Here is a 17,357-nt window from a genome sequence, read left to right as displayed (position 1 = left end):
ATATTATTTTAAACGTAAAAAACTATTTTCGGAAACTATTTTTGGGAAAATATTCATTTATATTTTGAGTTATTTCTTATTTATTTATCCCTTATTATGTTATTTCATATAAATAATGGATGTGCATACACTTAGATAGGAAGATGAAAAGGAGGAGGAAAAGTGGCGATTTTTTTACTCATATTAATCCTTTTCAGTGCATTTATAAGTATATTGTTTTACTCCATTATTTCACTTGGAAGAGGAGGAGTGTATCCAGCCAAACGGGTCTTAAAGAAAAGAATTCATATGAGTGGAATATGGGTTACTGTTCTTCTTTTAGTATTAATCTTAATGTGGAGATTCTAATCATCAAAGAACAATAAAAAAGAGGGTGGAAGCCTATTATGGTTTCCATCCTCTTTAACTATTAATTAATGGCTATATTTGATCGTTTTAAAATGCCGCTGGCAATGGGATGAATAATGGCCATTACGACAGTATTAATAACTGTTGCAGGTAAGACTACTCCAGCTGCCAATGCAAGAAATGGGCCAGGTAATCCAATGATTAGATAGGCAGATCCAAGAAATAGCATTCCGGATATCAGTGTGCCTATAAAAGTAAGCGTGACTGAAATGGTAAATGTCTTTCCTAATCTTTGTACAAAGCTAAAAATAGCATACATAAGTAATGCGGTGAAAAATTTATCAATCAGATTTGGAATTAATCCTCCTGGAAAAGTAGTAGTTAATCCGGAAATAACTCCGGTTATGCTTCCCAACAGAATCGTGTTTTTAAGATCTGGAAATAAGAATATCCCAAGAAACATCATAATCAGCATTAAATCTGGTTTCATGCCAAACACAATTCCTGGCATGACGGTGTGCAATACAGCCCCAATTCCAACCAATAGGGATAAAGTCACCATAATTTTTGTATTCACTTCTCATCTCTCCTATTCTCATCTCATCTCATTTGCTTTTCCGATTGTGCGCTCATTGCCAATCGCGAAAAGGTTATTTAGAGTATATCATCTATTAGTAATATTTAACACGTGAATGTGCTTGTTTTTAAAATTATTCATGAATTCGGATAGCTTTTGACAATGCTCTAATGGAACAGCATTATAGATTGATGCTCTGCATCCACCAATTGAACGGTGACCGGCTAAACCGACAAAGCCAGCATTTTTGGATTCCTGAATAAATAATTTTGTTAATTCTTCACTAGGCAGGGTAAAGGTGATATTCATGTTTGAGCGGCTTACTTTCTCTGCATGGCCTTTATAAAATCCTGCACTCTCGTCTATAGTCTGATAAATGGTTTTAGCTTTTTGGATGTTGATTTTTTCTATTGCTTCAACACCTCCTTTATCTTTTGTCCACTCAAGAACTAAAGCCAACAAATAGATAGCCAAAGTCGGAGGAGTATTATATAAAGACTGGGAAATCGCATATGTATCGTAAGAGAGCATGGTTGGTAATTGTGGCTGTTCTTTAATTAAGTCTTTCCGGATTATCACGACTGTGACACCTGAGGGGCCAAGGTTTTTTTGGGCACCTGCATAAATAAGCCCAAAATCAGCGATATTGATTGGTCTGCTTAGTATGTCACTGGACATATCCGCAATGAGTGGGGCTGAATGTGTATGAGGGAATTCCTTCCACTGTGTGCCATAAATGGTATTATTGCTGGTGATATGCAAATAGGCAGCATTAGGATCCAAAGTAATTTCATCATTTTCAGGGATTCGCTTATAATTTGTCTCCTTAGTAGAAGCAGCAATCTCTGTTCGGCCAATCTTACGCGCCTCTTTTAATGCTTTTTCGGACCAGGATCCAGTCAAAATATAGCTTGCAGTTTTTTCTGGAGACAGGAGATTCATAGGTACCATGGAAAATTGAAGACTCGCTCCACCTTGCAGAAATAATACCTCGTAATTTTCAGGAATATTCATAAGCTCTTTCAGCAAAATCGTTGCTTTAGCATGTACTTTTCCATATTCTTCACTACGGTGGCTCAATTCCATAACAGACATATGGCTACCATCGAAATCCATCCATTCCTGTTTAGCTTTTAATAGAACTTCTTCCGGTAAAGCAGCAGGCCCGGCATTGAAATTATAAGCACGTGTCATCTTCATTCCCCTTCCGATATCGTAATTATTATATTAGAATTCTGTAGTGCTTTTATGAACTAAAGGGTGTAAATCATCTCATATTCTACCTCAAATAATGGTAAAGATAAATAAAAAATCAGACTATTTTGTTAGTTATAGGGTGTCAGATTATTTAGAAATGAACATATTCTTCCTATGTAGCTCAGAAGAGTGAACTATCTAAATTAGTAGATTTTGAAATTTTTCACCCTCGCTTATGTTTATATACTAAATACATTTCATTACTTTACCTTTTTCAGGTGGCTTTAAGCTACAACCAGAATGAAGCTTACCAGCCTTTTTAAGTTATATATAGTTAAATTTACATATATAACCAAATAAACTATATTTTATTCTCTATAATGATAGAATGGTATGAAAGCGCTTGTAAAATAAGGGGGAATAGAATCTATGATGAATTTAAAAGAAAAAATAGCCATTGTGACTGGAGGAGCCAGCGGTATTGGGTTAGCCGCTGTAAAAGCTTTTGCTGATAAAGGGGCAAAGGTTGTTATGGCTGATTATAATGAAGAAGCAGGAGAGGCAAGAGTAGAGGAATTAAAAGCAGACGGATCTGAGGTGACATTTATTCAAGTAGATGCTGGCAGTGAGTCGTCTGTAGAAAATCTTGTGAAGGACACTGTAACTTTATATGGTCAACTGGATATCATGGTGAACAATGCCGGTATTGGGGCTTTGAGTGAAACTCACACATTGTCCTATGAGGATTATCAAAAAGTGATTCGTGTTAATCAGGACGGTGTTTTCTTTGGGATTAAGCACGCGATCAATCAGATGCTAAATTCCGGTGGCGGAGCGATTATCAATACTTCCTCAATTTTAGGAAGTGTAGGTGAGCCTGGCGCATTTGCGTATAACGCCTCAAAGGGTGCAGTTAACCTGATGACAAAATCAGCGGCTATCCAATATGCAAACCGCGGTATTCGTATAAACGCAGTAGCTCCTGGTTATGTTGAATCTGGAATGGTAAACAAAGAGGCATTGGGAGATTACTATGACAATCTTGTGGAGAAACATCCAATTGGCCGCTTAGGTCAACCGAATGAAATTGCCCACGCTATTGTCTTCCTTGCAGAAAATGAATTCATTACTGGCACAACTATCCTTGTAGACGGTGGATATACAGCTCAATAAAGATAGGTGACAGGCTCTATTAAGAGCCTGTCAGACTTGATGACAAAAGAAATTAAAGAACTCCTATGCGGGTCATGCTCTCTAGCTTCTTTTATCTTTCGGGTTCCCTTAATAGATATTTTGCTTGATGTTGATTTAATTAACTTTTCCGCTGTATTCTGTCCTTTTTAAGTTAAGCGCCGTCGACTAGTTTATAAACTATAAGTGAAATACTATTCAATTTTAATTGAGATTCTAACCACATTCTAAAAAATCAAAAGCACCTCATTCAAGATGCTTTGGACAGTCTAATTTTATTTTGAAACATAATTTTAGAGAAGACTGGATTTACCACTTAAGGCAGACTGGAGTAATTCTTGTCCAACAGCATACGCCTCACTAAATGCCAACTTATCATAGTGTTTATATAGAGCATGAAATCTGCCGTTGTAGTTATGTTTCCACGGTTTCTTCTTTCCGCAAAAGTGGAGGAAAACGGTGTGGTTTATCACATAATCCATATCCAGCTTATCATTGGATATTAATTTATATCTAGCGTAACAAGTATATTAATCATACAAATCATATAAATTATCCTTCCAAAACGTATATGGGCTTATACCAAAAACTCCAGTTTTGCTGGCGATTATGTAAAATTCTATTATATTATTTAGAAATTAAATAATATAGGTATAGTATAGTACATTCTTTTATTAATGCTCAATTCTTTATATCTCCTGAATATTCCGTTTTATTGTAATTTAAACAATAAAGTATGTATTAGCCAATTATGATATGAATGATCTGAGAAGGATTTTAAGTATGTGTGAGTTTGTAATAGTAATATATAGTAAATAGATGGTTTGGATGTAGAAACAGATCTAAATTATAAAAGAAGGCAGTCAGTCTTAACGATTGTGAACTATACGAACAAAAAACGGCCGCCTTATTAAAAGGCAGCCAACTTGTTTTAATTTCCGATTATTGAATATGCTGACTGATTGACGCAGCAATATTAGCTAGGTCTTCACCGGTATACTCGCTTGTGTGTGTTTTCCAAACAGCGCCAAATCCATCATTTTGGCCATAGCGAGGAAGCAAGTGGATATGGAAGTGGAAGACGGATTGGCCCGCATGTTCACCATTATTATTTAACACATTCAGTCCGATCGGCTGATATTCTTGCTTTAGAGCACGAGCTATTTTAGGTACGGCCTGGAACACATGACTTGCGATATCAGGTGTCAATTCATACACATTTTCTTTATGTACTTTCGGGATGACGAGGGTATGTCCTTTTGTGACCTGGCTTATGTCTAAAAAGGCCATCACATGCTCATCTTCATAAACTTTTGCGGAGGGAATTTCGCCTTTGCTAATTTTACAAAAAATACAACCTTCCATGGTCAACACCCTTTCTATTTCTTCATTCTTTATGTATTAGTGTAGCACAGACAGAAACGGGAAAAAAGGAAAGGGACGCAACATAAAATGTTACGCCCCATCCTCTGAGGGGAAGCTTAATTCCTGGATATTCGTACAGAATCTTCTCTGACTATTACTCCAATCCGTTAGATGGAGCAATTTTGTCGTTTTCCCATGTTATGTCCAATGCAACCAACCCCTTAATATTTGGAATTATTAATCCCAATTTCAGGTTATAGGCCTTTAGCGAACACCCCATTTTCAAAAAGAAGTACACTGATCAAACCCTAGGTTAAAGCCATACGTTATCGCGAACCAACACCCCATTTATCAATGAAGTAAAGTGAATGTTGTTCCCCTCTGATTATAGATTGCCCATGATTTTTTTTAATATACATAGAAATGTCATAAAAAAATCTGTGATTACTTTTAGCATTTTCCGTTTGAGGACACGTTTGTTACAATGAAAGGAAGAAAAAGAAAAGGAGACTGTCTCTATGTCATTGCTTGAAATTAATCATATAACAGGCGGTTATACGAAGACCCCTGTATTAAAAGACGTGAGTTTTGAAGTGAAACCGAATGAACTTGTCGCATTGATTGGATTAAATGGGGCAGGGAAATCAACGATCATCAAACATATTATTGGTTTAATGACACCGAAAAAAGGAGAAATCAGGATAAATGGAAGCCAGTTTAAGGATGATAAAGACAGCTACCGTAAACAATTTTCATTTGTGCCTGAAACCCCTATTTTATATGAAGAACTGACATTAGAAGAGCATTTAAAATTGACTGCCATGGCTTATGGAATAGAAGAGTCTGTTTATAAAGAAAGAGTGGAGAAGCTATTAAAGGAATATCGAATGGAGAAAAGGCTGAAATGGTTTCCGGCTCACTTTTCCAAAGGGATGAAACAAAAAGTAATGATTATGTGTGCTTTTCTTGCTGAGCCTTTTTTATATATTGTTGACGAACCATTTGTTGGGCTTGACCCGCTTGCCATCCAATCCTTACTCGATATGATGAAGGATATGAAAGATCAGGGAGCAGGGATCTTAATGTCTACCCATATCCTGGCTACGGCAGAAAAATATTGCGACTCTTTTATTATTCTTCATGAAGGTGAGGTACGGGCTAAAGGGAATATTGAAGATTTACGCAATCAATTTAACATGCCTGGGGCTTCTCTGGATGATATTTATCTGCAATTGACAAAGGAAGATAGCCATGAATAAGGAAACATTATGGAAGGACCGATTTAATAATTATTTGAAGGAAACAACCAAATACTTACGGTACATATTTAATGGACACCTAGTCTTTGTGATGATTATTTTGCTTGGAGGAGCGGGGTATTATTACAGTGAATGGCTTAAGACATTGACCCCAGATTTTCCAACAGGGTGGATTATGGCGATTATCTTAGGATTGATTATTACGATTAGCCCAGTTACAACATTTTTTCGAGATCCGGATATTGTATTTTTGTTGCCGATCGAGTCAAAATTATCATCCTATATAAAAAAATCAATTATATTCAGTTTAGTCATGCAGGGCTATATCCTTATTATGGCACTGGCTATTTTAATGCCGATGTATATTCAAACGATGCAACAAACTGTATCCTTTTTGTGGCTGCTCCTAGCTTTACTGATCGTTAAGGGGATTAATCTATGTTCACGCTGGTTTGCCTTATACTACAGAGAAAAAAGTACTACTCTTATTGATGGTTTAATCCGTTTCGTTCTAAATACAGCTTTTGTGTATTTTCTTGTTAAGAATGAATCATTCTTTTTTATTGCGAGCGTGCTGTTTCTTTTAGGAGGGCTTTGCTTGTATTACTGGAAAAGCACAAGAAAAGAAAGTATACACTGGGAAAAGCTGATTGAGCTGGAAAACAGCAGGATGGCTGCCTTTTATCGAATAGCCAATTTGTTTACGGATGTCCCAAAATTGCGTGAAAAAATTTCGGAGAGGCGCTGGCTTGGCAGTGTGATTAAGATGCTGTCCGGTAAGTCTAATAATCCGTTCAGCTACTTATATGCCAGAACATTTGTCAGAGCAAATGATTACCTAGGGCTGTTTGTAAGGTTGACAGTCATTGGGGTTGTTTTATTCTTATTCGTAGATCTCGGTTGGGGGACGCTATTTGTTGCAGTATTATTTTTGTATATGACTGGTTTGCAACTCTTGCCAATTTGGCATCATCATGATCAAAAAATGGTGATGGATCTCTATCCGTTGCATACAGATTATAGAAGAAAGGCCGTTCTACAGCTATTGATTACTGTTTTGGTTATTCAAAATTTGATTTTCTTTGTCACAATTCTTATTGGTGAAGGGGTTAAACTGGCTATTTTAACACTGGTTATTGGTTTTGCGTTCGTTTTTATTTTCAGGCCATTTGCAATGAAAAAAATGTAAGCGGCATTGGGGGTTATGTATGTTATCTGAAAGGTACGAGCAAAGAGCTAGACAGGAATTGGATTTATGGAAGAAAAAAATTAGCGTAATGCCAAGTATGGCCATGCGGCTGTCCAAACAAGCTCAAACGGCCATCAATCAAAAAATACCTCAAAAAGTACATGATATAATTAGCACTTCCATTAAAACAATGGTAGATGGTGTATTATATAGTTCCACCTATTTTAAGAAAGTGGATCATATAGGGGAAACGCTTGAAGAAAAAGAAGAATTCGCTCAATCTATGCTGAATGTATACAGAAGAACGGCAGTTATTGAAGGAGCAGGGACAGGGGCTGGTGGATTATTACTTGGTCTTTCGGATTTCCCTCTGCTTCTTTCGATAAAAATAAAGTATTTATTCAGTATTTCTGAGCTATATGGATATGACCCGAAAAAATGGGAAGAAAGAGTATTTATCCTACTTGTTTTCCAACTCGCTTTTTCTTCTGTGGAGAAAAGAAAAGAGCTTCTCCCAGTAATAGAAGACTGGAAAAATCAAAAAGAGCCATACATGAAAATGGATTGGCGAAGCTTTCAGCAGGAGTATCGTGATTCCATTGACTTTATAAAAATGATGCAATTGGTACCGGGTATTGGCGCAATAGTAGGAGCCTGGGCTAATCATCAGCTGCTTGAACAATTGGGAGAAACAGCAAAATATGCCTACCGAATGAGATGGTTTAAGCAAGCAGAAAATAGATGAAAAAAGAAAGATAAAGAGGGAAAAACTGGCGTGAAAAAAGAATGCCAGTTTTTTTGTTTCCTATTTGTCCATAACCCTGGAAAACTTCTGGATTATGAGTATCGAATCCGCCGCTGGGAAAGTCAAAAATAGCGCCATTCCTGAAAACCGATGGCAGCACTGCCCAAGGTCTTTGCAGCGATTAACATGGCATCTTCATTAAAGTCAAACAAAAGATGGTGGTGTGGATAAGGATGATTTGATCCTTTCGGAGAAGCGCCTGTAAAAAACATGGCTCCTCTGACATGCTGGAGATAATATGAAAAATCCTCACCAACCATCAGTGGCATCATTTTTTGTATATTTTCGCTGCCAACGATATCGCTGGCTTTATATTCTATATAGTCTGCCTCAGCTTGATGATTAATGGTTGGAGGATATCCTCTGAAGTACCTTAATTCATAATGGCAATTATTTGCCAGGCAGACGCCTTTAACAATCCGTTCAATTTCCTCAATGATCTGCTCTTGTATTTCTGATGTAAAGGTGCGGACAGTCCCCTCCAAAAAGGCTTTGTCAGGAATGATATTAAATGCTTCTCCTGCTTTAAATTTCCCAATCGATACAACGGCTGCATCCATCGGATCAATCTTTCGGCTCGTTATCGTTTGTAAAAGGGAAACGATTTCTGCCCCAATGACCAAAGAATCTTTGGAGTTATGTGGCTCTGCGCCATGACCACCCTGACCGTAAATGGTTATTTTAAACCGATCTGCGGTAGCCGTAATCGGTCCAGGGCTTATATATATGGATCCAGTAGGGAATGGAGACCATAGATGAGTTCCAAAAATGGCGTCTACCCCTTCAAGACAGCCATCCTCAATCATAAACTTAGCACCACCGGGGGCAAGCTCCTCTGCATGCTGATGAATAAAGACATAGGTTCCCTCTAACATATGCTGCATTTCTTTAATTGCCTTTGCCAAGACCAGCAATAAAGCTGTGTGCCCATCATGACCGCAGGCGTGCATAACTCCTGGCACTGTGGAGCGGTAAGGGACATTTTTACCATCCTGAATGGGTAAAGCATCAAAATCTGCACGTAAAGCAACAGTCCTTCCGGGGGATTTACCGTGTATGGTTGCGACAATACCGCCGCCTCCTACATTACTCCGTATGGGGACATTTAATTCTTTATAAAAGTTCTTAATAAATTGTACCGTTTTCTTTTCTTGGAAGGAGAGTTCAGGGTGCTTATGCAAAAAACGGCGAATGGCTACCATTTCTTTAAAATTATCCTCTAATCGTTGGAATAGCTCCTTCTCCATATAATCCCCCTAATAAAATGACATCTAGTATCCTTATTTACATAATCACCCATTTTCAAACTAATATTGGTAAAACTTCTATAAGTTTAATAGATTGAGATCTAAAAAAAGGGTTAAAAAATAATTAAGCCGCCAATATAGAAAATAGGTCAGTTTAATTATCATTAAAGGTACGGATGAATTTAATAAGTTACTTAGTTCCTGTTTCTGTTAATTGTTTTCTTCTTTATGGGCATGGAAGGTAGCTGTGTAAGGATTGCCTGTAAACATAACCTGTGTATTAAATAGTTTGAATTTGTTCGTCAATAGCGTACTTGAATCCCATTTTGCATAGGCTTGCTCGTTTTTCCAGCTCGTCATAACGACATAGGTATCAGATTTAATAGGCCGCAATAAACGCATGGTATTGACTCCATCTTGGTTTTTTACAGCCACCAATTTATTCTTAAGTTCAAACTCAAATGCAGGTCGATCTTCAATAGAAACAGGTATATTGTAAAGGGCAAAAAATCCTTCTTGTTTAAGTGGACCAAATCCATCCAAAACTTCGAACTTCCTTGCTGAAGAAAAGATTGTTTTCTCCTCCGTTTCATGAATCAGAGCGGCTGTTTTAGGATTGTTCAACAAAATAAGAGATAAATTTGTCCGCTTATCCTGTATTCTTTTTAAAAAACTGAAGGTTCCGGTCGTCATATAGAAGTTCATTGTTTGCCCCCTGATTAGATATTTTAGTATAATGGAGTTGTTAGTTAATAGTAATTATTCTAATTTGTAATATTTTATTTACCCTATATTAGGCAATTCATAAACTAAATTGCGATTAGGTAAAGGGAAGTTAACTATAATGCTTAAAATTAAGTCTATTTTTTGACAATTTTTTCACGATTATATACAAGGTTAGGCTGAAAGGATATAGTTGTTATTGATGCCTAAACGATGTAAATTAGGAAAAAAATATAAAATATATGGTAAAAAAGAGGGGCGGAGCGGCTTTGAGACAAAATTTCAATGATACCTTCCTAAAAGCAATCAATAAAGAGAAGGTGGATTACACTCCAGTATGGTATATGAGACAGGCAGGAAGATCTCAGCCTGAATATCGAAAAATTAAAGAAAAATATTCCTTATTTGAAATTACTCATCAACCGGAATTAGCTGCCTATGTTACTCGACTTCCGGTCGAACAATACAACGTAGATGCAGCAATCCTATATAAAGATATTATGTCTCCTCTACCTGGAATTGGCGTACAGGTTGATATTAAATCAGGAATTGGACCAGTCATCTCCAATCCAATTCAATCATTAGCTGATGTAGAAAAGCTGGGTGAATTGCATCCGGAAGAAGATGTTCCCTATATTCTTAATACGATTAAATTATTGACCGAAGAGCAATTATCCGTACCACTTATTGGTTTCTCAGGAGCCCCTTTCACAATCGCAAGTTATATGATTGAAGGCGGTCCTTCTAAAAATTATACGAAAACAAAAGCTTTTATGTATACCGAACCAAAGGCATGGTTTGCTTTAATGGATAAACTGGCAGAGACCATTATTGTCTACGTAAAAGCTCAAGTAAAAGCGGGAGCAAAAGCCATCCAAATATTTGATTCATGGGTTGGTGCCTTAAATGTTCAAGACTATCAATATTATATTAAACCAATCATGAATCGAATATTCACAGAACTCAGGAAAGAGCAAGTTCCATTGATTATGTTTGGTGTGGGTGCAAGCCATTTGGCTAAGGAATGGAATAGCCTTCCTCTCGATGTGGTCGGTCTTGATTGGAGACTATCCATTACAGAAGCAAGAAATAATGGAATAAACAAAACAGTACAAGGAAATCTCGATCCGGCATTGCTATCGTCTTCCTGGGATGTTATTGAGAAGAAAGCAAAAGAGATTATCGAACAGGGATTACAGGAACCAGGACATGTATTTAACCTCGGCCACGGAGTCTTCCCGGAAGTAAACCCAGAAGTTTTAAAACGATTGACAGCTTTTATACATGAATATTCTGCATCTATCATTGCATCTAAAGGAGAGGCGAAATAATGGCATATTCAAAGAAAAAAATCGGTTTATTGGTAATGGCTTATGGTACACCATATAAAGAAGAAGATATTGAACGTTATTACACGCATATTCGTCATGGAAGAAGACCATCTGATGAAATGCTCGAAGATTTAATATCAAGATATCATGCGATTGGTGGAATCTCACCGCTTGGAAAAACGACAAATGATCAGGCGGCTCACTTGGAAGCAGCGCTTAATAAAGCTCAGGATCAATATGAATTTGTTTCTTATGTTGGTCTGAAGCATATTGAGCCGTTCATTGAAGATGCTGTTGAACAAATGCACGCTGATGGCATCACTGAGGCAGTCAGTATTGTTCTGGCACCACATTATTCCACTTTCAGCATTAAATCATACAATGGCCGTGCGAAAGAAATTGCGGATAAATATGGCATGAGTATAACTTCTGTAGAAAGTTGGTACAAAGAACCAAACTTTATTAAATATTGGGTTGACCATGTAAAAGAAGCATTTAATCAAATGACGCCGGAAGAAAGATCAGCAGCAATATTGATCGTATCTGCACATAGTTTACCGGAAAAAATCAAACAACTGGGCGATCCATATGAACAACAATTGGAAGAAACAGCGAAACTGATTGCTGAAGGGGCCGGCGTTGAGAACTATGCTGTTGGATGGCAAAGTGCCGGCAACACCCCTGATCCATGGCTTGGACCAGATGTTCAGGATCTTACAAGAGATCTTTATAATGAACATGGATATAAAGCTTTTGTTTATACACCGGTAGGTTTTGTAGCAGAGCATTTGGAAGTTCTTTATGACAATGACTATGAGTGTAAGGTAGTTACGGATGAGATAGGAGCAACATACTATCGTCCAGCTATGCCGAATACACATCCTGATTTCATCAATGCTATGGTTGATGCCGTAATGAAAAAAATAAACCTTAACCAACAATGAAAAGAAGGCGATAAAAGTGGATTCGACTAAACAAAATATTGCAATCATTGGCGGTGGCATTGCAGGACTGGCGGCAGCCTATTACCTTAATAAAAAAGTAAATGAAGACAATTTGCCTTATAATATTATTTTAATAGAGTCTACAACCAGGCTAGGCGGTAAAATGCAAACGGTGAAACGTGACGGGTTTGTCATTGAAAGAGGTCCTGATTCATTCTTGGCACGAAAAAAGAGTATGACAGACTTAGCAAGAGAGGTAGGACTCGAAAGTACGATAGTTCCAAACTCAACAGGTAAATCTTATATTCTTGTAAAGGATAAACTGCATGCCATTCCGGGCGGATCGGTTATGGGTATCCCTACGGAGATAGGACCGTTTATTACGACAGGGTTATTTTCTCTATCGGGTAAAATGAGAGCAGCTATGGATTTTGTATTGCCACGTTCCAAAGAAACAGGTGATCAGCCGTTAGGGAAATTTTTAAGGCGCCGCCTTGGGGATGAAGTGGTGGAGAATCTGGTAGAACCGCTTCTTTCAGGAATTTATGCAGGAGATCTCGATAAATTAAGCACGATGTCTACGTTTCCTGATATGCTTGAACTCGAGAAAAAATACAGAAGTATCGTGTTGGGTACAAAAAGAAATCGTCCTAAAAAAACAGTGTCCAAAGATAATAAACCAGTAGGTGACAGCAAGTTGGGGATGTTCCGCACTTTTAAGAAAGGGCTGCAATCGTTGACGGATGCTATTGAAGCAAAGCTTCCTGCGGAGCAGATTCTTAAAAGTACGAGAGTAGATCGAATCTTTAAAACAAGTGATGGGTATATGCTGGAATTAAATAACGGGGAGCGGTTGCCTGTTATTTCTGTTGTTTTAGCTACTCCCCATCAGACTGTACCGCAAATTCTGCCCGATTATGAGATGTTTGAACCGTTCAAGAAAGTACCTTCCACATCAGTTGCTACAGTATCGATGGCATTTGATGCCAGTGCGATTAAAGAGGATATTGATGGTACAGGTTTCCTTGTATCGAGAAACAGCGATTATACCATTACAGCCTGTACATGGACTCATAAAAAATGGCCGCATACTACACCTGACGGCAAGGTTTTATTACGATGCTACGTAGGAAGAGCCGGTGATGAGGTAGTCGTAGACTTATCGGACGGTGAAATTGAACAAATTGTTTTAGATGATTTGAACAGAATCATGCAAATTACTGAAAAACCAGATTTCACAATCGTCACTCGCTGGAATGAAGGAATGCCTCAATATGAGGTTGGCCATTTAGATCAGTTGAAAGCGATCAAGGAAAAAATGGCTAAAGAGCTGCCGGGTATTTATTTAGCCGGAGCATCCTATAATGGTATCGGAATGCCTGATTGTATTGATCAGGGGATTGCTGCGATGAACCAAGTCCTCAAATATATTGAAAATAAAAATCTGTAAAACTAAAAAATCCTTGAGATTCCTTTGTCAGAGAGGAATTTCTCGGATTTTTATTTTTGTGTATATTATTATACTTAAAGAAAGAATCAGCTGAATAATCCTTTAATTTTCTTTCACAGTTGCATCCTCATGATCATGTGATAGTTTCAGTAAGTTTGTTAAATAGATATTTACAGCTGTTTCACCGGATACCAAAAGCAAAATAAAGAATACAAAGGTCAACATCCAGGTTATCATATTCAATCACTCCTTAGTATCTGATGGATATATATGAGCGTCATGATAGTTTTATACCCTTTGTGAGGAAGGAAATCACATGGAAAAGGAAAATTGTTATTTTACTCCTTGATAGGATCAAGAAATATTGGCTTAAATAAAGTCCAATTAAAATTCATCAAATTTCCTGATTCCAATATACATAAAAAAGCTATTGTTTTGAGTAAAGAAAGATCAAAACGATAGCTTATACTTTTGGTTTTATGGTTTTATCTAACTGTTCTATATTTTTTCATTTAAAACGGCTATTTCCGCATAAACATTCGAATAATAGTAGATCAAATATCATTTATGGTATTGAAGAGATGCAACCCTACACCTGAAATAAAAATAAGAATAAACACAATCCACTTTGTATAATAAAAGCCCTTTATTCTATTAATAACCAGATTAAGAGTAAGAATTAGTAGAAATAAACCCAAGGATACACTGATGGTTGCCCAATTATAGCTGAATCGGCTAGGAAGAAATTCAGTTAATAGAAACATACTTCCAACATAAAACAAAATCTCTGAGGGTTCTTTTCTTTTAAATTTTTCAGTTCTTTTGGGATGGTCTTCCATTTGTTTTTAGACACCTCATCTATCGTTAATTCAACTCACCTATAACTCTTGCGTTATTTCTCCAAGGTATCATAAGGATTCGATTTGGGAATGTTTGGATTCCTACTGATTATTCTAACACCTACTCAAACAACATTAAATAAAGATTTTAATCTGTTTTAAATATTGATATTAAGCGATTGGCACGGTCAGTGAAAGAAGGAACCCTAGGTCCTAAGTGACCAATCTAAGGTATATAGGATTAAATTTTTCTTACAGCTAGTAAATAACAACAAAAAATATCCAGCCAAATGGTTTTGGCTGGTTTTTTGCAAATCGCAAAATAGAGGGAATTTAAAAAATAAGGGACTGTAAGATTACAGTCGATATGAGCACCCCGGTGTTAAAGGGGATTGCTGCTAACATTAATCAAAGACTATTCAGATACATGACGCAGGCATTTATCACAGACGATTCCGTAGCATTCGTGCTGTTCTTCAATGTTATCACCGCATTCTGAACACTTCTTAGGGGGCAAGTTTCTGAAGAATTCCATAACGTTTCGTACCATGTTTAAAACCTCCGTTTTTAATTGATTTATAACAGATTTTATTATTTTAATCTGTTATATAACTGTTTGATAATGTCATTGTATTATAACAGATTTGGAAAGTCAACGCTGTTTTAATACAATTTTGAAAAAGATGAAAAAATAGGCTAATTGTTATATATTGAGTGTGAAGCTTATTAGATTCCATCATTAAGGTTTACTCTTCTGTAAAGGAAATGGGACACCGAGGGCAAGCACAAAGTGAAAAAGGATAGATGAATGCAAGAGCTTATTCCTTTTGTTTTGTAAAAAGGTAAAGTTCCATTCTGTGCAACAAAATCAAGCTGGAATGATCTAAAATGGAGGGGTAGAATGCGCTTAACGATTATTGGATTTTGGGGAGGGTTTCCCGGAAAAAAAGAAGCGAGTTCGGGTTATCTTATCGAACATGAGGGATTTAAATTACTGCTCGATTGCGGAAGCGGAGTATTAGCTCAACTGCAGGAATACATAAAACCAAGTGAGTTGGATGCCGTTCTTTTGTCGCATTTTCATACGGACCACATTGCGGACATTGGAGTACTACAACATGCTCTGTTAATAGATCAAATGTTAGGGAATGAAAAAAAGCCATTGCCTATTTATGCCCACACAGAAGATAAAGCGGCAGCTGGTACACTGACATATAAAAACCAAACAGTATGGCAACCTTTTTTGGAAAGCCAATCTGTTCAAATCGGTCCCTTCCGTATAAAAGCACTTAAAACAAAACATTCTGTTCCATGCTATGCTTATATGATAGAAGCTGAGAACAAAAAATTGGCCTATACGGCAGATACGGCTTATTTTCCCGAATTGGTTCCTTTTTTCGGGGGAGCGAATGTTTTACTGTGCGAATGTAATTTTTATGAAGGCATGGATGCTGAAAAGGCTGGACATTTGACCAGTATCCAAGCTGGACAAATAGCCAGGGATGCTAATGTACAAAAATTGATATTGACGCATTTGCCTCACTTCGGTAATCAGAATGATCTAGTAAAGCAAGCAGCTAAAGTATATACAGGTGAGATTGATTTAGCCAAAACTGGTTTAAAAATTCACATTTAATTCAGGGGGAATGACTCATGCTATTTTTAGATAATAGAGGAATAACAGATCCACGCATTAATTTGGCCATTGAGGAGTATGCTCTAAAACATTTAAATATTGATGAATCGTATTTATTATTTTACATCAATCAGCCTTCTATTATTATAGGGAAAAATCAAAATACGATTGAGGAAATCAACGAGGAATATGTGGAAGAGAACGATATTATTGTTGTTCGCAGACTTTCAGGCGGCGGAGCGGTTTATCATGACCTCGGAAATTTAAATTATAGCTTTATCACGAAAGATGACGGTGAAAGCTTCCATAACTACAAGAAGTTCACTGAACCAGTAGTTGAAGCATTGAAAGAATTAGGCGTAAATGCTGAGCTGAGCGGCCGCAATGATTTAGTGGTTGGAGAGCGTAAAATTTCAGGGAATGCCCAATTTGCTACTAAGGGAAGAATGTTCAGCCATGGTACGTTAATGCTATCGAGTGAAATTGAAAATGTAGTGTCAGCTTTAAAGGTAAAAGAAGATAAAATAAAATCTAAAGGAATTAAATCTATTCGCTCAAGAGTTGCCAATATATCTGAGTTTCTGTCTGACCCATTGACCATGGAAGAATTCCGACAAAAGCTGCTTGAACATATTTTTGGTGGTACGGAAAACATACAGGAATATAAATGGACGGATGAAGATTGGACAAAAATCATGGAAATCTCCGAAGAACGTTATCAACAATGGGATTGGAATTATGGAAAATCACCTAAATTTAATATTCAGCATACTCATCGTTACCCAGTTGGACAAATTGATATTCGCTTAGATGTAGCCAAAGGGAAAATTGAGGAATGTAAAATATATGGTGACTTCTTTGGAGTCGGTGATGTGGAAGACATTGAAAAGCGATTAATTGGTGTGAGGTTCTCTAAAGCTGAAATTGGACAAGCATTGAAAGATGTAAATGTTAGCCACTATTTCGGAAATATCACAACAGAGGAATTTGTTAATCTTTTATATTAAATGAAATTATGACTTGAAAAATACTTTCGATTAAATAGCTTCTGAGGGTTTAATAAGCCTTAAGAAGCTTTTTATATTTTCTTAAATAACTATTTTAAAAAAACGTGTTATTCTTGTAGAAATATATTAAAGAATGGGTCTTTTATACTGTTTGTTGCTCTCTAATATGGATGGCTGGTCAATCCATATATCTAATTTTAAATAGTTGCTTATGCCTAGTTCTTTTTCTATAATAAAGATTGGGTGTAT

Annotated in this window: 17 protein-coding genes; 10 read left to right on the top strand and 7 right to left on the bottom strand. The window is 36.8% G+C overall.

Going from position 1 to position 17,357, the window contains the following annotated elements; all coding sequences use genetic code 11:
• Window positions 1-162: 162 nt before the first annotated feature.
• The gene (gene yhzF / locus AC4G3K_RS09500) at window positions 163-348 is read left to right on the top strand and encodes a membrane protein YhzF (protein WP_491076419.1); all 186 of its coding nucleotides are present in this window, start codon (window positions 163-165) and stop codon (window positions 346-348) included.
• A gap of 61 nt (window positions 349-409) precedes the next feature.
• Here yhzF and AC4G3K_RS09495 read toward each other — a convergent pair whose 3' ends face one another.
• A complete protein-coding gene (locus tag AC4G3K_RS09495; RefSeq protein ID WP_491076420.1) occupies window positions 410-925 on the bottom strand; it encodes a tryptophan transporter in 516 nt (171 codons plus the stop codon).
• 87 nt (window positions 926-1,012) lie between these two features.
• Window positions 1,013-2,119 (bottom strand): 3-phosphoserine/phosphohydroxythreonine transaminase, encoded by a 1,107-nt coding sequence (serC, locus tag AC4G3K_RS09490; protein WP_491133161.1) that lies wholly within the window; start codon window positions 2,117-2,119, stop codon window positions 1,013-1,015.
• 432 nt (window positions 2,120-2,551) lie between these two features.
• Between serC and AC4G3K_RS09485 the strand changes: the two genes are divergently transcribed.
• Window positions 2,552-3,295, top strand: coding sequence for an SDR family NAD(P)-dependent oxidoreductase (locus AC4G3K_RS09485; protein ID WP_491133160.1), 744 nt, complete (start codon window positions 2,552-2,554; stop codon window positions 3,293-3,295).
• Between the two features lie 960 nt (window positions 3,296-4,255).
• Here the strand turns inward: AC4G3K_RS09485 and AC4G3K_RS09480 are convergent.
• Entirely contained in the window at window positions 4,256-4,678 is a 423-nt protein-coding gene (locus AC4G3K_RS09480; protein WP_491076423.1) for an HIT family protein, read from the bottom strand.
• A 518-nt stretch (window positions 4,679-5,196) separates the two neighbouring features.
• On the opposite strand from AC4G3K_RS09480, the gene AC4G3K_RS09475 reads away from it, so the two are divergent.
• From AC4G3K_RS09475 to AC4G3K_RS09465, 3 genes are read left to right on the top strand one after another with little or no spacing between them, the layout of a single operon-like run.
• The gene (locus tag AC4G3K_RS09475; protein WP_491133159.1) at window positions 5,197-5,937 is read left to right on the top strand and encodes an ABC transporter ATP-binding protein; all 741 of its coding nucleotides are present in this window, start codon (window positions 5,197-5,199) and stop codon (window positions 5,935-5,937) included.
• Window positions 5,930-7,126 carry an ABC transporter permease gene (locus AC4G3K_RS09470; RefSeq protein WP_491133158.1) on the top strand — a complete coding sequence of 399 codons (1,197 nt, stop codon included), beginning with the start codon at window positions 5,930-5,932 and terminating at the stop codon, window positions 7,124-7,126. The genes AC4G3K_RS09475 and AC4G3K_RS09470 overlap by 8 nt, the downstream gene beginning before the upstream one ends.
• A gap of 19 nt (window positions 7,127-7,145) precedes the next feature.
• Window positions 7,146-7,871: an EcsC family protein gene (locus tag AC4G3K_RS09465; protein WP_491133157.1), complete on the top strand. Its 726-nt coding sequence runs from the start codon at window positions 7,146-7,148 to the stop codon at window positions 7,869-7,871.
• A gap of 122 nt (window positions 7,872-7,993) precedes the next feature.
• On the opposite strand, the gene AC4G3K_RS09460 is transcribed toward AC4G3K_RS09465, so the two are convergent.
• Window positions 7,994-9,178, bottom strand: a complete 1,185-nt coding sequence (locus AC4G3K_RS09460) for an amidohydrolase (RefSeq protein ID WP_491133156.1) — start codon at window positions 9,176-9,178, stop codon at window positions 7,994-7,996.
• Window positions 9,179-9,388: 210 nt separating this feature from the next.
• On the bottom strand, window positions 9,389-9,883 hold the full coding sequence (locus tag AC4G3K_RS09455; protein ID WP_491133155.1) for an antibiotic biosynthesis monooxygenase: 495 nt from the start codon (window positions 9,881-9,883) through the stop codon (window positions 9,389-9,391).
• Window positions 9,884-10,170: 287 nt separating this feature from the next.
• On the opposite strand from AC4G3K_RS09455, the gene hemE reads away from it, so the two are divergent.
• From hemE to hemY, 3 genes are read left to right on the top strand one after another with little or no spacing between them, the layout of a single operon-like run.
• Window positions 10,171-11,232, top strand: coding sequence for a uroporphyrinogen decarboxylase (gene hemE, locus AC4G3K_RS09450; protein WP_491076429.1), 1,062 nt, complete (start codon window positions 10,171-10,173; stop codon window positions 11,230-11,232).
• Complete coding sequence (hemH, locus tag AC4G3K_RS09445; protein WP_491133154.1) at window positions 11,232-12,176, top strand: ferrochelatase; 945 nt, start codon at window positions 11,232-11,234, stop codon at window positions 12,174-12,176. The genes hemE and hemH overlap by 1 nt, the downstream gene beginning before the upstream one ends.
• Window positions 12,177-12,192: 16 nt before the next feature.
• Window positions 12,193-13,626 (top strand): protoporphyrinogen oxidase, encoded by a 1,434-nt coding sequence (hemY, locus tag AC4G3K_RS09440; protein WP_491076431.1) that lies wholly within the window; start codon window positions 12,193-12,195, stop codon window positions 13,624-13,626.
• 102 nt (window positions 13,627-13,728) lie between these two features.
• Here the strand turns inward: hemY and AC4G3K_RS09435 are convergent, their stop codons facing one another.
• Window positions 13,729-13,863, bottom strand: a complete 135-nt coding sequence (locus AC4G3K_RS09435; RefSeq protein WP_491076432.1) for a hypothetical protein — start codon at window positions 13,861-13,863, stop codon at window positions 13,729-13,731.
• Window positions 13,864-14,880: 1,017 nt separating this feature from the next.
• Window positions 14,881-15,015: a protein YhfH gene (gene yhfH / locus AC4G3K_RS09430; protein WP_491076433.1), complete on the bottom strand. Its 135-nt coding sequence runs from the start codon at window positions 15,013-15,015 to the stop codon at window positions 14,881-14,883.
• A 351-nt stretch (window positions 15,016-15,366) separates the two neighbouring features.
• Here yhfH and AC4G3K_RS09425 point away from each other — a divergent pair, with 351 nt between their 5' ends.
• Entirely contained in the window at window positions 15,367-16,101 is a 735-nt protein-coding gene (locus AC4G3K_RS09425; RefSeq protein WP_491076434.1) for an MBL fold metallo-hydrolase, read from the top strand.
• Between the two features lie 17 nt (window positions 16,102-16,118).
• Window positions 16,119-17,108: a lipoate--protein ligase gene (lplA, locus tag AC4G3K_RS09420; protein WP_491133153.1), complete on the top strand. Its 990-nt coding sequence runs from the start codon at window positions 16,119-16,121 to the stop codon at window positions 17,106-17,108.
• Window positions 17,109-17,357: the final 249 nt, after the last annotated feature.

It is taken from the genome of Bacillus sp. z26, from assembly GCF_058313635.1.
This window is presented reverse-complemented; position numbering and strand designations above follow the sequence as displayed.

Excerpts from the sequence above, each read along its gene's own strand:
- serC (WP_491133161.1), bottom strand. The coding sequence starts at position 2,119 with ATGACACGTGCTTATAATTTCAATGCCGGGCCTGCTGCTTTACCGGAA.
- AC4G3K_RS09485 (WP_491133160.1), top strand. The coding sequence starts at position 2,552 with ATGATGAATTTAAAAGAAAAAATAGCCATTGTGACTGGAGGAGCCAGC.
- AC4G3K_RS09480 (WP_491076423.1), bottom strand. The coding sequence starts at position 4,678 with ATGGAAGGTTGTATTTTTTGTAAAATTAGCAAAGGCGAAATTCCCTCC.
- AC4G3K_RS09475 (WP_491133159.1), top strand. The coding sequence starts at position 5,197 with ATGTCATTGCTTGAAATTAATCATATAACAGGCGGTTATACGAAGACC.
- AC4G3K_RS09470 (WP_491133158.1), top strand. The coding sequence starts at position 5,930 with ATGAATAAGGAAACATTATGGAAGGACCGATTTAATAATTATTTGAAG.
- AC4G3K_RS09465 (WP_491133157.1), top strand. The coding sequence starts at position 7,146 with ATGTTATCTGAAAGGTACGAGCAAAGAGCTAGACAGGAATTGGATTTA.
- AC4G3K_RS09460 (WP_491133156.1), bottom strand. The coding sequence starts at position 9,178 with ATGGAGAAGGAGCTATTCCAACGATTAGAGGATAATTTTAAAGAAATG.
- AC4G3K_RS09455 (WP_491133155.1), bottom strand. The coding sequence starts at position 9,883 with ATGAACTTCTATATGACGACCGGAACCTTCAGTTTTTTAAAAAGAATA.
- hemH (WP_491133154.1), top strand. The coding sequence starts at position 11,232 with ATGGCATATTCAAAGAAAAAAATCGGTTTATTGGTAATGGCTTATGGT.
- AC4G3K_RS09435 (WP_491076432.1), bottom strand. The coding sequence starts at position 13,863 with ATGATAACCTGGATGTTGACCTTTGTATTCTTTATTTTGCTTTTGGTA.
- yhfH (WP_491076433.1), bottom strand. The coding sequence starts at position 15,015 with ATGGTACGAAACGTTATGGAATTCTTCAGAAACTTGCCCCCTAAGAAG.
- AC4G3K_RS09425 (WP_491076434.1), top strand. The coding sequence starts at position 15,367 with ATGCGCTTAACGATTATTGGATTTTGGGGAGGGTTTCCCGGAAAAAAA.
- lplA (WP_491133153.1), top strand. The coding sequence starts at position 16,119 with ATGCTATTTTTAGATAATAGAGGAATAACAGATCCACGCATTAATTTG.